The sequence below is a fragment of the Streptomyces sp. 8P21H-1 genome (assembly GCF_013302945.1).
In genome coordinates, this window is record NZ_JABTYA010000170.1 from 1 (window position 1) to 519 (window position 519).

A 519-nucleotide genomic window follows, 5' to 3' on the forward strand; every position below is an offset into this window, starting at 1 on the left:
CCGCCGCACCCGCAAGGCCGCCGAGACCGCGGTGGACACGGAGGAGGCCCCGGCGGCCGAGCCCGCCACGGTGACCGAGGTGACCGGGAGCGCGGAAACCGCCGAAGCCGTCGTGACCAAGCCGCGCCGCCGCACCCGCAAGGCCGCCGAGACCGCGGTGGACACGGCCGAAGGGACGGCCGTCGAGGTGCCGGAGACCGCGGAGGTCGCCGAGACCAAGCCGCGGCGCCGGACCCGCAAGGCCGCCGAAGCCGTGGTCGAGGCGGTCGTGGACCCGGTCGAGGCCGTCGAGGCCAAGCCGCGCCGCACCCGCAAGGCCGCCACCAAGGCCACGGCGGCTCCCGAGACCGCACTGGACACCGCCGAGGCCGCCGAGACTGTCGAGACCGTCGAGGTCAAGCCGCGCCGCCGCACCCGTAGGACCACTGCGGCCACCGAGGCTGCCGAGGTCACCGCCGTCGCCGAGGCCGGTATCCCCGCCCAGGCGACCGAGGAGCCCGACGCCAAGCCGCGCCGCCG

The 519-nt window shown here is 77.5% G+C and carries 1 pseudogene; it reads left to right on the forward strand.

Annotated elements, in window-relative coordinates:
• Positions 1-519 (forward strand): annotated as a pseudogene (locus HO151_RS02845) (ATP-dependent helicase); the annotation flags it as partial.